Source organism: Staphylococcus sp. 8AQ (assembly GCF_902506595.1).
Taxonomy (GTDB): domain Bacteria; phylum Bacillota; class Bacilli; order Staphylococcales; family Staphylococcaceae; genus Staphylococcus; species Staphylococcus pasteuri.
Map to the genome: position 1 here is coordinate 1,215,566 of NZ_LR733871.1, position 13,800 is coordinate 1,229,365.

The window sequence follows — 13,800 nt, forward strand, 5'->3', positions numbered from 1 at the left end:
ATTCTATACTGTTACAGATTATTTTTTTGTATGATTTGTGTCCATCCACTGATTTAATTCAGACATAAAACCTTGGAATTGTTGTGGATTTTTGAAATCAGGAATATTAGCTAAAAATACTTCAACTGGTTTTGTAACACCATTTTCTTTCTTTTGTAAAATCAATATAGATTTACGAGCTTTCTCATTTTTAAATAATGTTGATGGTAAATTAAGAAATGCTTGCATCTCTGTTTCTGTAGTAATGAATTTTTCTAACTGTTTCACATGTTCTCCTGAAAATAATTCACTTGGAACAACTAAAAATGCATATCCTGCCCCTTTTAATGCATTTACAGCTTGTTCAATAAGTAAATAGTGTGAGTAACTATGTCCCTCTTCGAAACCTAATTTCATTTCTTTACTACGTTCGTCAACTGGATAATACCCAATTGGTAAGTCACCAATAATGATATCTGCTTCTTCTAGTGGTAATGGCATAATAGCGTCTTGTGGGTAAACATCAAACGGGATTTCAAGATAATTTGCTAAATGCACACTAACTCTTGATAATACAGGATCCACTTCTATAAGATGATGCATAATTGTTTTATCGGTTAATACTTCTTTAACAGCCGCACTTAAATGTCCAGCACCACTAGCAATATCGACAACATGCATCTCTTCTTTATTTTGCTTAAATCGTTGCACCAAGAATCCTAAAATAAGTCCAATAGAATCTGGTGTGATTTGATGGTTCGCTTGAATATTTTCCTCTTGCATTAAACTTAAATATGCAAATTGGAAAGCTTTTCTTCGATCTTGCAATGTTGCTTGTTCCAACATTTCTCGTTGGCTTGTATAAACGTCTTCCATAGCTAAACCTAGATTTTCTATAAAACTTTGCCCATTTTCTTGATTTAAAGTTTTAGCTTTTTCATCTAAGTGCTGGAATAACTTTTCCATAATCGTATTTTCTTCAGTCATTTTAATTCCCTCTCTATAAAAAGTGCCCATCATTTCGATAGTGAAAATCAATATTTTATCATTTTATCACTTTTAAAAAGATGGGCACTTACTATTCAAATCGGTATCTAAAATTTAATTCTTATAAATTTTTATATGCTTCTAAAGCTTTATCAAAATCTGGGAAGTTTGTTCCTTCATTCACAATTTCTTTATAAACCACTTTATTATCTTGATCTAGTACGAATACAGAACGAGCTAATAATCTCATTCCTTCCATTACTACACCAAAGTTCTCACCAAATGATAAGTCTCTATGGTCGCTTAATGTAACAACATTTTCTAAACCATTAGAAGCGCACCATCTTTTTTGTGCAAATGGTAGGTCAACTGAAATTGTTAATACAACACCATCTTCTTGTGAAGCTTCTTCGTTGAATTTACGCGTTTGTTGGTCACATACACCTGTATCAATTGATGGTACAACACTAATTAATTTTTTCTTATTAGCATAGTCATCTAATGATTTTTGATTTAAATCATTATCTAATACTGTAAAATCAGGTGCAATATCTCCTACATTCACTTGTTGTCCTGATAATGTTACTGGATTGTTACTAAAAGTAATTTCAGTCATCGTTATGACCTCCTATAAATAATTTTCATACATTTATATCATACGATAACAGTAAGACTAAATTCAATTTTAAACTTTTATATTTTAAAAATTTATCCGTGTCATTACGTGTGTTAATCATGAATATCTTATCCACACTTATTTTATTGAAAATAAAAAAGCAAATCAAAAGATATTTTAATACAATGTGCATTAATACCATTCTTGATTTGCTTTATTATAGTTATTTAATTTGTAAGCAGATGTATAATATAATCATATGCATTTTTAACAATTAAAACTGCTGTAACGATTATAAATAATACTTTTACGTAACCTACGCCTTTACTTATTGCAAATTGGGCTCCAACATATGAACCTACTATCATACTTATCGCCATAATCATTCCATAAAAATAATTTACTTGTCCTAATGACATAAATAATATAAGTGCACCTATGTTCGATGCAAAATTAAGTACTTTAGCATTACCTGCAGCACTTAAAAAATCAAAACCAAACATTAGTAATACAAATAACATAAAAGAACCTGTGCCACCACCAATAAATCCATCATAAAAACCAATGATGAGATAAGCTATAACAAACATAGTTGCTTTTATAGGTGTAAAAGAAGTAAAGGTACGTACTGATCCCCAGTCCTTTTTAACAAGCGTATATATAAATACCAATGACAAAGCGACTATGATTAATGGTTTTAGCAATTGTGCAGGAAGCATTGTTGCTAAATATGCCCCGCCCACTGAAGCCACAAGTACAAAAGGAAATAATTTCGCTACAATCTTTAAATCTACATTGCCTGACCTAACGAATTTAATTGTACTCGTTAATGTTCCAATAGAACTAGCTAATTTATTTGTACCTAATGCAACTGCAGGTGGCAGCCCTATTGCTAATAGTGCAGGGGTTGAAATTAAACCTCCACCGCCTACAACCGAATCAATAAATGCAGCTAAAAAGCCAAATAAAACTATGATTAATATAACGTATACATCCCATCCCATGACATGACCCCTTTACGCTAATCTATTAAAATAAATCTTCAATTAAAGCATCAGTTGTTTTATCTTTTTCAGATTTATAATTTTTATCTATAGTTATCGTTTCAATATTTTCAACTGCTTCGTCAACCATATCATCGAAATTAAATACACTTTCATATTCTACAACTTTATCAAAATCAGGTTCTGTAACAGGATTTTTAGGTGTGAAAATCGTACAACAATCTTCATATGGTTGTATAGACACCTCAAACGTACCAATGTCTTTTGCTTTTTTAACAATGTCTTCTTTATCAAGTGTTAACAATGGTCGTAACACCGGTGTTGACGTAACATGGTTTATGGCATACATACTATTTAATGTTTGACTAGCCACTTGACCTAAGTTTTCACCGTTTACAATACCCAACGCACCAATTTTATGAACTAATTGATCAGCCACTCTCATCATCAAACGTCTTGTAGATGTCATTGTATATCTTGGATGAACTGATTTATTAATTTGCTTCTGTAATTCAGTAAAAGGTACAATATGCAACTTAATTGGACCCACACGTTCTGATAAAATACGTGTTAATTCAATGACTTTTTCCTTAGCCTTTTCACTTGTGAATGGTGGACTATGGAAATGTATGGCTTCAATAGTTACGCCACGTTTCATAACTTCCATACCAGCAACAGGTGAATCTATACCTCCTGATAGCATCAATAACGTCTTACCACCAGTACCTACAGGTAAACCACCTGATCCTTGTATAACATCTACATATAAATAAATTGCATCTAATCGAACTTCTACTCGAATTTCATGTTGTGGACGTTTAACATCTACTGTTAAACCTTCAACATTTTTTAATACTTCGCCACCAATTTCACGTTGTAATTCATAAGTGTCTTTGTGGTACGATTTATCAGATCTTTTGACGTCAATTTTAAATGTAGAACCTTTTTCAAATGATTGTGCTAAACGCACAGCTACTTCAGCAATTGCTTGATCATTTTTTTCTGCTTTTAATACTGGACTGATTGATTTGATACCATATACTTTTGATAAACGGTCAATGATTTCATCAATATCAGCTTCATCTGATAATTCAATATACATACGGTCTCTTTTACCTTTGATATGAAATCCTTCTAGAGGTTTTAACGCTCTAGTCACATTGGTTTTTAATTGGTTAACAAACTTTTTACGGTTAGAACCTTTAAGCGTTAACTCACCATATCTTACGATTAAATGGTCGTATTTCATTATTTCAACAACTCCTTGATTTCTTTATATATTAGTTCAAATTTTTCTTTAAATGTATCAATATCAGCTTGTGTGGTAGTTTGACCCATTGATAATCGGATACTGCCTTCGATTTGCTTTTCCGGTATTCCCATAGCTAATAATACTTCATTCAGTTTTCCTCTTTTAGAGGAACATGCACTCGTAGTAGAAACCATTATATCTTGTTTAGAAAATGCATTAACTAATACTTCGCCTTTTACACCAGGGAAACCTATATTAATGATTTGTGGCGCTGCATCTTCTGGAGAGTTTATTTTCACACCAGGATAAGTTTCAACCATTTCTCTTATTTGTTGTTGATAAGAAGATAATGTTTGGTTTAATTGTTCAGTTTGTTGAACAGCTTGATTGATTGCTTTAACCATTGATACCGCCATCGGTAAATTGACTGTGCCGCTACGAACACCAAATTCTTGTCCACCACCATGAATAATTGGTTCGAGATTATGAGCTGTTCTAGTAATTAATAAACCTTGCCCTTTAAGTCCGTTAAATTTGTGCCCACTTAAACTTAAACTATCAATTCCGTCTAATTTTAACGGGATTTTTCCTAGTGCTTGTACGGCGTCAATGTGAAAATGTGCTTTTGGATATTCTTTTAATATGTTTACGATTTGTTGAATGGGTTGAATTTGTCCCATAATATTATTCACATACATACATGTTACAAGCCCTACACGATCATTCATCAATGCTTTGAAATGTTCAATATCTATTTGTCCATTAGGTTTAACATTGACATATTTTAATATGAATCCTTCTTTTTCAGCTAAATATCTTACAACTTCTAATACAGAAGGATGCTCTAATACTGACGTGATAATTTCATTAGCAGTATCTTTTTTACGATAAGCTATACCTTTCAAAGCCATATTGTTCGATTCAGTTGCACCACTTGTGAAAATAATATCATATAAATGATTTAATTTAAGTGCTTGATTGATTTGCTCTTTTGCTTGTTGTAATAGTTTTTCAGCTTGAAGACCTGCTTGATGAGGACTATTGGGATTGAAATAAAGTGATTCATTAACTTTCACAAAAGAATTCATTACACTTGAATCAACTTTTGTAGTAGCTGCATTATCTAAATAAATCATTGATAACACTTCTCTTTCTTGAAAATTTTTAAGTTTAATCTAAACATTTAGGATAATCATTTCTATTTTTTATAGCGTTTTATCTCGTTTATTTATATTAATAATTATTATGTATTATTGAGGTATTTTACCATTTAATATTCTAAATAAGCATACTCAAGCATTATACTATTTTTTTATAAAAATAAAAGACATGACTTCCAATTATATGGAAATCATGTCTCTATTAATTAATATCAATTATTCTTTAATTACTTGTTCTTCAATATGCTTAGTAATTCCTGGTTCTACACTTTCAAGTGCTTGTTCTGAAATTTCGATTGAACGTTTGTAACGGTTGTTTTTAAATAAACGTTCCGCTTCGTTTAAGCTTTTATCAATGCTTTGGTAATCTTTACGATATCTATTACCGTATTGGATTAGTTTTTCAGCGTAAACTGCATTAACTAATACATCATTAGCTTCATCTTCAAATGTGTTCATCTGAATAACAATTTTAGCAACTTTGTCTTTTAATTGTTTTACATGTATTGGTCTATCACTAAATTGTTCATCTACTTCACGAACTTCATAATCTATTTCATTTTTCATAATAATGAATCTTTCCGGAACACTTGGCAAGTTAGAAGCAAGTAATCGGCGATAAACTTCTTCTTTTTTAGATTGTACGCGAATTAAATTATCTTCAGCTTCTGCTTCATCTTCACGTAATTGAATTAAATGATTTTGTAGTTTATCTTGTTTTTCATTAATAACGCTCACGTGATCTTCTAGATATTGTAAATTATCTTGTACTTCACTATAGCGAACTGCAGATTTAGACATTTCTTTAAGAATTTCATCATATACAGAGATAAGATTTTGAATTTCATTTTCAAATTGTCTTACGCTTTGAACATCTGATTCATTAATATAATAATTTTCACGAACATATTCAATTTCTGTTTTCAATGTATAATTCATGTCTTTGGCTTTAAATAAATCATCAGTGATAACATCTTTAGTTTCTTCTACTTCATTTTTAGCCTTAACTTCATGTTCAATTAAATCATACATTTCATCTAATTTATCATTGATATATTCAAGTTTATCATTTGCTTCGTTTAATTCTAATCTACTAATCATAGGTTCAACAAAACTTAATTCTGTTTTCAAGCTTTGAACTGTTCCATCAACTTTGACATGGTCTAAATCGTATCCTTCTACTTTTAGATCTCTGCAACCATATTTCAAGTCTTGGAATTGACCAGGTAATTCTTTTTGTGCTTCACGGATTAATTCTGGAATTTCTTCCATATATTCTTTTAAACTTTGCATCTCTTCATGTAATGCTGAAATATGATTGTGTGCTTGCACATAATTGCCATCAGCTTTTAATACTTCATATTGAGATAATTTAGGTTCAAAATTTTCAATTTCTGTTTCCAATGGATTTGCAGCTTCACCATATTGATGACGATTAGCTAAAATATCCCTTTTCATTTCACGATGATCAACTTTGCACTTTTCATATAACGATTCATTATCTTTATGTAGTGCTAAAATCTCATCTACTTGTGAAACTTGGTTATTATAACTAGCTTCATATTGATCCATTAATTCGTGAGCATCATCGATTTCAGCTTGAGCACCTGAAAAATTAAACTTATCTAATAACTCCTCAGCATTGTGAATTTTTTCCTCAACAGGAGCTAAGTAATTATTAGTATTTTCTAAGTTGTCTTTTTTCATTGCGTCGTATTTAGTTTTAGTTTCACCTTTCAAGTTTAAGCTTGATAATTTTTTAATGTTTTGGTCAAAAGGTAGAGTTTCAATTTCAACTTTACGTTCTTCAGCCTTTTCAATGAGCTGTCGTTTGTTCGAGCGCAAATAAAACATTATACCTACAGCAATCAGTATAATAACAATTATTGCTAAAATGATATATAACACCATATGTACTTCTCCTCCTATGTTATCATTCATTATTATAACGTAATTTATCGTTTCATTAAATCAGAAAATGTATTTATTGATAGAATATTTTAAACACCTTATACTATTGTAAAATATTATTTAAGGGGACAGGTTATGATAGACATTAAAAATACAAATTATGACTTATTACAAAAACAGCTCTCTAGTCTAATAGAAGATGAATCTAATTTAATTGCTATATTAAGTAATGCCTCTGCGCTTATTAATGACAATATGGATAAAGTTAATTGGGTCGGCTTCTATTTAATAGAGGAAAACGAACTTATCTTAGGTCCTTTTCAAGGTCATCCTGCTTGTGTCCACATTCAAATCGGAAAAGGTGTATGCGGAACTGCAGTCTCTACTAATGAAACACAAGTTGTGAAAGATGTCCATCAATTTCCAGGTCACATTGCTTGTGATGCAAATAGTAATTCAGAAATTGTTGTACCAATTCATAAGGATGGTAAAATTATAGGCGTTTTAGATATTGATGCGCCAATAAAAAATAGATTTAATGATCAAGATAGAATAGGATTGGAAAAAATCGTTTCGATTATAGAAAATCAAATATAACTAATTTAGTATAAAAGTATTGACTCTTCTATATAAACTGGTACAATGAAATTTGTGTGAATTAACGAAAATAGCAGTTGTATATTATTGAGCGCTATGTTGTTCCCAATGTGGACGTGTCGTGTAACTGTCGCTATAAGGTGAAGACACATAAAACAACATATCTTAATAAGCATATAACACTCTTTTTTGTTTATTCATAACAACAAAAAAGAAAAAGGAGGAGTCTTATTATGGCTCGATTCAGAGGTTCAAACTGGAAAAAATCTCGTCGCTTAGGTATTTCATTAAGCGGTACAGGTAAAGAATTAGAAAAACGTCCTTACGCACCAGGACAACATGGTCCAAACCAACGTAAAAAATTATCAGAATATGGTTTACAATTACGTGAAAAACAAAAATTGCGTTATTTATATGGAATGACAGAACGTCAATTCCGTAACACTTTTGACATCGCTGCTAAACAATACGGTGTACACGGTGAAAACTTCATGATTTTACTTGCAAGTCGTTTAGACGCAGTAGTTTATTCATTAGGTTTAGCACGTACTCGTCGTCAAGCACGTCAATTAGTTAACCATGGTCACATTGAAGTTGATGGCCGTCGCGTAGACATCCCATCATATTCATTAAAACCTGGTCAAGAAATCAGCGTTCGTGAAAAATCACAAAAATTAGATATCATTACTGAGTCTGTTGAAATCAACAACTTCGTACCTGAATATTTAAACTTTGATGCTGACAACTTAAAAGGAACTTTCGTTCGTTTCCCTGAACGTAGCGAGTTACCAGCTGAAATCAATGAACAATTAATCGTTGAGTACTACTCAAGATAATTGGTTTATATTTTCCACCCAATTTCCTTTTGGAGATTGGGTGTTTTTTATATCTTTTAATCTTTAAAAAAGGAGAAACTAACGTTATGTTTGTTTCCCCTCTTCTATTTACAATTTATCTGGTATATCTGTTATAAGGCCATCCACTTTTAAGTTGATAAGATGATTTGCATCTTTCGTCTCATTAACTGTATAAGGCATAACCTTTAAATATTCGCTATGTGCTTTGTCCATAAAATGTTTATTTACGAGACTAAAGTTAGGATTTACATAATTGGCTACTTGAGCGATTTCTTTAAAGTTAGGTAACTTATACCAATATTTTTTCTTACTAATTAATACTCCTAATTCATATTCTATTTTCATATCTGAAAGTTTTTTCACACTATTAAAATCAAATGATTGTAAAATCACTTTTTTAGTTGGAACTTTATATTCTTTAAGTTTGTCTACAATCATTGTTTCAATACCTGGGTATTGACTTGGCTTTTTAATTTCAATAAGTAATGTTTTAGAACTATTTGAATGTAATTGTAACACTTCATCAAATGTGGGAATGGGTATATGATTCGGTTGACCATCATGATTTGATCCGAAATCAAATTGTCTTAACTCAGCTAGTGTATAATCTTTTACTTTTCCCTTTCCATTAGAAGTACGATCAATTGTATCATCATGAATTACAACTAGTTTTTTATCTTTAGTATAATGCAAATCAATTTCTAACATATCAATCGGTAAATCTAACGCATGTTGATACCCAATCAATGTATTTTCTGGATAATCTTTAGGTAATCCTCTATGCGCGATTAACTTGAATGATTGGTTTGGTCGTTCAATTGTCATGAAAGTCACCTTTCTTTTAATTTGTTTAGATATATTCTAAACTTAAATTACCATAATGACACAGGAGGTCAATTTAAATGGTTCAACATGATTTTAAAGTTCAAACAAAATGGCATGGTGGTAGAAATGAAGTTGGCAACGTTACAGGTGATATTATTAATGAGCAAATATCTATACCTAGTACACTTGGCGGAAATGGTGTCGGTACGAATCCAGACGAATTATTAGTTAGTGCTGCCTCTTCATGTTACATTATTTCATTAGCAGCTACACTTGAAAGAGCAGGTTACGATGATATTTCTATAACACAATCATCTATAGGCACTGCTATATTTGAAAATGTTAAATTCAGAATGGATTCCATTACGCATTATCCTGAAATCGAAGTTGCACCACATAATAGAGAAAGTCTTGAAAATCGATTACCTAAATTGTTAAAAATTGCTGACAATAACTGTATGATCTCTAACTCAATTCGCAATAACGTTGCTGTACATATTAAACCAACAATTAAATAATACATTCTAGCTATCAGTTCTTTTGTGATTAATAGTAATCGGACTGGTAGCTTTTAATTTTATCTTTTAAATTTTCAGAATATTTGTTAAAATAATTAAATCTTACAGTTGGAGGAATATTTTATGCATTATTATCAACCCCTTTTACTTACACCTGGACCAACCCCTGTACCTGATGAAATTATGGCTCAAATTCAATTACCTATGGTAGGTCATCGTTCTCCCGATTTTGAGACGATTGCTTAAGAAGCATTTAGCGGCTTAAAACCGATATTTGGCGCACAAAACGATATTATAATATTAACTTCAAGTGGTACAAGCGTACTTGAAGCAAGTATGTTAAATATCGCTAACCCTGACGATCATATTGTCATTATAGTTTCAGGTGCATTTGGTAATCGGTTCAAACAAATAGCTGAAACGTATTATAGCAATGTGCACGTCTTTGAGGTTACTTGGGGAAAATCAGTTAATGTTGACCAGTTTATAGACTATATCAAATCACTAAATGTAAAAATAACAGCTGTGTTCTCTCAATTTTGTGAAACATCAACTGGCGTTTTACACCCTATCCATAAACTAGGAAAATCACTTAAAACATATGATAAAGATATCTTTTTTGTAGTGGATGGCGTTAGCTGTATTGGAGCTGTTGAAGTAGATTTAGTCAAAGACAATATAGATGTCTTAGTTTCAGGTAGTCAGAAAGCTATTATGCTACCTCCTGGATTGGCATTTGTAGCTTATAATGATAGAGCAAAGCAAAGATTTAACGAAGTAACTACACCTAGATTCTATCTTGATTTAAATAAATATATTGATTCAGCAAATAATCACTCAACGCCTTTTACACCTAATGTTGCGCTATTTAGAGGCGTTAATGCATATGTTGATTTGGTTAAACATGAGGGCTTCAACCATGTTATTGAAAGACACTATCTTATAAGAGATGCTCTCCGTGCTGCTTTAACAGCCTTAAACCTTAAATTATTAGTTGATGATGATGATGTAGCTTCCCCTACTGTCACAGCTTTCATTCCTAATACAAAAGATGAACTATCATTAATTAAAAACCAACTTAAATCCCGATTTAATATTACAATTGCCGGAGGACAAGGACATTTAAAAGGGAAAATCCTAAGAATAGGACATATGGGTAAGATTTCTCCATTTGATATATTATCCGTCGTATCAGCTTTAGAACTAATCTTTACTGAAGCAAGAAAAACTAATTATATCGGAACAGGTATATCTAAATTCATGGAGGTGATTCATCATGAGTCATAAAATTTTAGTGTCCGACCCTATTTCAAATGAGGGTATAAAGAGTTTATTGGAAGATGAACAATTTGAAGTTGATATCAAAACCGATTTATCAGAAGATGACTTAATCAATATTATTCCCGAATATGAAGGATTAATTGTACGCAGTCAAACACAAGTTACGAATAAAATCATTCTAGCCGCTTCAAACTTAAAAGTAATTGCAAGAGCTGGCGTGGGCGTAGATAATATCGACATCGACTCAGCTACTTTAAAAGGGATTTTAGTAATCAATGCACCAGACGGTAATACAATATCTGCAACCGAACATTCAATCGCAATGATTTTAGCTATGGCTCGAAATATTCCTCAAGCGCATCAATCTTTAAAATCAGGTGAATGGAACCGTAAAGCGTTTCGTGGTACTGAATTATATAACAAAACATTAGGTGTTATTGGTGCAGGTCGTATTGGTTTAGGTGTAGCCAAACGTGCGCAAAGTTTTGGTATGAATATCTTAGCTTTTGACCCTTATTTAACCGAAGATAAAGCAAAAACATTAGACATTAAATTAGCAACAGTTGACGAAATTGCTGAAAATGCCGACTTTGTCACAGTCCATACGCCACTTACACCTAAAACGAAAGGTATTGTAGGTGAGGCATTTTTCAAAAAAGCTAAGCCAAACTTACAAATTATAAATGTTGCAAGAGGCGGTATTATTAATGAACAAGCACTTGTAAATGCATTAGATCAGTCACTTATTTCTAGGGCAGCAATTGATGTTTTTGAACATGAACCGCCTACAGATTCACCACTAATTGAACACGATAAGATTATAGTGACACCTCATTTAGGAGCTTCAACGGTAGAAGCTCAAGAAAAAGTAGCTATATCAGTTTCTAATGAAATGAAAGATATTCTTACAAATGGTACTGTCAAAAATGCCGTTAATGCACCTAAGATGGATTTGAATAACGTAGATCAAAACGTTAAAGATTATTTATCTTTAGCTACAACACTTGGAGAATTTGGAATACAATTATTAAGTGGTGCACCAAGTAAAATTACAATGACGTATGACGGTGATGTTGCAAAAGCAGATACTAGTCTAATTACAAGAACTATAGTTACTCATATATTAAAAGAAGATTTTGCAGATGAAGTTAATATTATAAATGCCCTTGCTTTATTAAATAAACAAGATGTATCATACAATATTGAAAAGAATAAAAATGATTCTGGTTTCAGTAATTATATTGAATTATCATTATCTAATGATAAAGATTCAATTAAAATCGGTGGTACAGTATTAGCCGGTTTCGGTCCTAGAATTGTTAGAATTAATAACTTCTCATTAGATTTTAAGCCTAATCAATATCAAATTGTTACATGTCATAATGACCAGCCTGGTATTGTAGGTAAAACTGGAAACTTATTAGGTTCTAAAGGTATAAATATTGCGTCAATGACTTTAGGAAGAACCGATGAAGGTGGACAGGCATTAATGATTCTCTCTATTGATCAACAAGCACCTCAACAAATTATTGAAGAGTTAAATCAAGTCGTACCATTTAATAAAATTATAAGTACCAAGCTAACGATTTGAACCTTAAAATAATTAAAGCTACAGAAATATATGAATGTTGTATCCAGTACATCACTCATGTATTCTGTAGCTTATTTTTATAATAAAATTTGTCTTAATTCACCAACATGATTAATAATATAATCCGCTTCATATGACTCTAATTCTGATTTAGCTTGCTTACCTTTTAATCCTGTTAATGTTCCTATAAAAGTAGCACCAATTTTCTTAGCACTTAATAAATCTGCTAAAGAATCCCCTACTATAAAAACATCTTCTTTATTTACAATATCATTCTGTACCGAAGCATATTTATAATATTCTTCTTCTTTATTACCATTTAATGTAGCAATATAACTAAAAGGATTAGGTTTACCTAATGGCTTATAATTAGGATATAAATTCTCTGCCTTCATCACTTCACTTGCTGTCACAATGTGATTATTGTCGAAGTATGGTAATAATTCTAATGATTCAAAAGGCACAAGCGTTTCAGTTCTAGGTCTACCTGTTGCTATTGCAATACGATAGCCTTCATTTTTCAAATCATTAAACAAATTTTGCAATTCTTCAACTGGACGAATGACAATTTCTTGATGTATAAAGCCAGTTTTATCACTATTATATGCTGGTTGACCTTCAACAGTCTCGAATAGGGTTGATCCTAAATACCATTCTTGATATATAGATTGCGTTAAATACCATAATGAACTTTTAAATTCAAATAGTGATACATTACTCACACTAAGCTCACTTTTAGCAAATTCCTGTAAAGATGCAAAAATATTCTCTTTCCCACTATCAACCGAATTTAAAAAAGTAAGTGGTAAATTATAATCAATTTGATAATCTTTGGTTATAGACTGACCTATTAATTGTAATTGCGATGGTTTTATAGACTTTGTTTGTAATACATTTTCAATCTTGTCTAATGGCAGTAGCTTTAAGATTTTAATAAAATGTAGACAAAATACAATATAGAGCATATCCCAATTAGAATTAAGACCTAATGATTTTAATTGATGCAATACTTTATCATTCACAAAGATGTTAGACCTTACATTTGAAATTATGTCATCATCAAGATGGTTTAAATTATTGTTATTATCCAAACCTAAATAATTATTATCCATTAGCAATTCATATACTGTTAATGCCGAAACATCAAAACATCTTTCTTCACTTAAAAATACACCATCAACATCAAATAAAACTGACTTCATCTATCTTACTCCCTTTCAGA

At 31.3% G+C, this 13,800-nt stretch carries 12 protein-coding genes and 1 pseudogene; 5 read left to right on the forward strand and 8 right to left on the reverse strand.

Annotated features, from left to right (window positions below; all coding sequences use genetic code 11):
- Nucleotides 1-18 precede the first annotated feature (18 nt).
- From GVY01_RS05910 to ezrA, 6 genes are all read right to left on the reverse strand, one after another.
- On the reverse strand, nucleotides 19-966 hold the full coding sequence (locus GVY01_RS05910) for a class I SAM-dependent methyltransferase (protein WP_017638231.1): 948 nt from the start codon (nucleotides 964-966) through the stop codon (nucleotides 19-21).
- Nucleotides 967-1,087: 121 nt separating this feature from the next.
- A complete protein-coding gene (gene tpx / locus GVY01_RS05915) occupies nucleotides 1,088-1,582 on the reverse strand; it encodes a thiol peroxidase (protein ID WP_017638232.1) in 495 nt (164 codons plus the stop codon).
- A gap of 227 nt (nucleotides 1,583-1,809) precedes the next feature.
- Nucleotides 1,810-2,586, reverse strand: coding sequence for a TSUP family transporter (locus tag GVY01_RS05920; RefSeq protein ID WP_159333677.1), 777 nt, complete (start codon nucleotides 2,584-2,586; stop codon nucleotides 1,810-1,812).
- A 25-nt stretch (nucleotides 2,587-2,611) separates the two neighbouring features.
- Nucleotides 2,612-3,835, reverse strand: coding sequence for a tRNA uracil 4-sulfurtransferase ThiI (gene thiI, locus GVY01_RS05925; RefSeq protein WP_017638234.1), 1,224 nt, complete (start codon nucleotides 3,833-3,835; stop codon nucleotides 2,612-2,614).
- On the reverse strand, nucleotides 3,835-4,974 hold the full coding sequence (locus tag GVY01_RS05930) for a cysteine desulfurase family protein (protein ID WP_017638235.1): 1,140 nt from the start codon (nucleotides 4,972-4,974) through the stop codon (nucleotides 3,835-3,837). Before GVY01_RS05930 ends, thiI begins: the two co-directional genes overlap by 1 nt.
- Nucleotides 4,975-5,214: 240 nt before the next feature.
- The gene (gene ezrA, locus GVY01_RS05935; RefSeq protein WP_017638236.1) at nucleotides 5,215-6,909 is read right to left on the reverse strand and encodes a septation ring formation regulator EzrA; all 1,695 of its coding nucleotides are present in this window, start codon (nucleotides 6,907-6,909) and stop codon (nucleotides 5,215-5,217) included.
- 135 nt (nucleotides 6,910-7,044) lie between these two features.
- Between ezrA and GVY01_RS05940 the strand changes: the two genes are divergently transcribed.
- Entirely contained in the window at nucleotides 7,045-7,506 is a 462-nt protein-coding gene (locus GVY01_RS05940) for a GAF domain-containing protein (protein WP_017638237.1), read from the forward strand.
- 233 nt (nucleotides 7,507-7,739) lie between these two features.
- The gene (gene rpsD, locus GVY01_RS05950) at nucleotides 7,740-8,342 is read left to right on the forward strand and encodes a 30S ribosomal protein S4 (protein WP_017638238.1); all 603 of its coding nucleotides are present in this window, start codon (nucleotides 7,740-7,742) and stop codon (nucleotides 8,340-8,342) included.
- A gap of 108 nt (nucleotides 8,343-8,450) precedes the next feature.
- Here the strand turns inward: rpsD and GVY01_RS05955 are convergent, their stop codons facing one another.
- Nucleotides 8,451-9,188 (reverse strand): glycerophosphodiester phosphodiesterase, encoded by a 738-nt coding sequence (locus GVY01_RS05955; RefSeq protein WP_017638239.1) that lies wholly within the window; start codon nucleotides 9,186-9,188, stop codon nucleotides 8,451-8,453.
- Nucleotides 9,189-9,265: 77 nt separating this feature from the next.
- Between GVY01_RS05955 and GVY01_RS05960 the strand changes: the two genes are divergently transcribed.
- From GVY01_RS05960 to serA, 3 genes and pseudogenes are all read left to right on the forward strand, one after another.
- Nucleotides 9,266-9,706 (forward strand): OsmC family protein, encoded by a 441-nt coding sequence (locus tag GVY01_RS05960; RefSeq protein WP_017638240.1) that lies wholly within the window; start codon nucleotides 9,266-9,268, stop codon nucleotides 9,704-9,706.
- Between the two features lie 123 nt (nucleotides 9,707-9,829).
- A pseudogene (locus tag GVY01_RS05965) lies at nucleotides 9,830-10,993 on the forward strand (pyridoxal-phosphate-dependent aminotransferase family protein).
- The gene (serA, locus tag GVY01_RS05970; RefSeq protein ID WP_017638242.1) at nucleotides 10,983-12,578 is read left to right on the forward strand and encodes a phosphoglycerate dehydrogenase; all 1,596 of its coding nucleotides are present in this window, start codon (nucleotides 10,983-10,985) and stop codon (nucleotides 12,576-12,578) included. The pseudogene GVY01_RS05965 and the gene serA overlap by 11 nt, the downstream one beginning before the upstream one ends.
- Before the next feature lie 77 nt (nucleotides 12,579-12,655).
- Here serA and GVY01_RS05975 read toward each other — a convergent pair whose 3' ends face one another.
- A complete protein-coding gene (locus tag GVY01_RS05975; protein WP_017638243.1) occupies nucleotides 12,656-13,780 on the reverse strand; it encodes an HAD family hydrolase in 1,125 nt (374 codons plus the stop codon).
- Nucleotides 13,781-13,800 lie beyond the last annotated feature (20 nt).